Genomic DNA, 490 nt, shown 5'->3' with positions numbered 1-490 from the left:
GACTTCGGCTTGGTTGGCGGGGTGGACTTCGATGTGCTCGACATAACCATCTTCCGTGTCTACCGCGCTGTAGCCGCGATAGCCGAAGAAGGCGTCCTTGCCTTTCTTGACCCAGCGGGCTTCGTCGTCTGCACTGTCCACCACATCGGCCTGGCCGTCCTCATCGACCTCGATGTGTTGATTCGGCCGAGCCGCGCTCTCGATGATCGTGGCGTCGATGATGGCGCCGCGGCTGCCGGCCACCTTGAGCCCCTGGCCTTCAAGTTGCACATTGACCCGGCGCAGCAGCACTTGGTCAAGCTTGGCCGTCACCAGTCGGTTGCGGAAGCGGCAGATGGTGGTGGCGTCGGGGAAGCTGCCGTCTCCGGGCTCGAAACCGGTGAACACCATGAAATCCAGTCGAACCTTCAGGGCATGCTCCAACTGCGTGTCCGACAGGCCGTGCCACTGGCCCAGCAGCATCAGCTTGAACATCGCCAGCGGCGCATAG

1 protein-coding gene is annotated in these 490 nt (G+C 62.7%); it reads right to left on the bottom strand.

Annotated elements, in window-relative coordinates:
- The coding region (locus LNV08_RS22975) for a transposase (RefSeq protein ID WP_263536066.1) at positions 1-490 on the bottom strand (490 nt) is incomplete at both ends.

Origin of the sequence: Paucibacter sp. TC2R-5, from assembly GCF_025717605.1 — a bacterium.
Lineage (GTDB): Bacteria > Pseudomonadota > Gammaproteobacteria > Burkholderiales > Burkholderiaceae_C > Paucibacter_A > Paucibacter_A albus.
Note: the sequence above shows the minus strand (reverse complement) of the source record. Positions and strands in the feature narration are given on the sequence as shown.